At 55.0% G+C, this 211-nt stretch carries 1 protein-coding gene; it reads left to right on the forward strand.

All coding sequences use genetic code 11. From position 1 onward, the window contains the following. Positions 1-17: 17 nt before the first annotated feature. On the forward strand, positions 18-211 hold a 194-nt coding region (locus tag A6R74_RS10425), incomplete at its 3' end, for a methyl-accepting chemotaxis protein (protein ID WP_240488205.1).

Below are 211 nucleotides of genomic sequence, written 5' to 3' on the forward strand. Positions count from 1 at the left end.
CTTCCAGCATGGAGGAGATGTCGACGACGGTAGCTAAAAACGCTGAAACGGCCCAAGAGGCGGATCAGCTTTCGGTTGCGGCGTCACGGTCAGCGGAGTCAGGTGGCGAAGAGGTAGAGCGCACGGTGCAACTTATGCGTGAGATTGCGGCCAGTGCGAGCCAGGTAAACGATATTATTGGCGTGATTGCCTCAATTGCCTTCAAAACCAA

It is taken from the genome of Halomonas sp. ALS9 (assembly GCF_001651035.1).
Classification (GTDB): Bacteria; Pseudomonadota; Gammaproteobacteria; order Pseudomonadales; family Halomonadaceae; genus Vreelandella.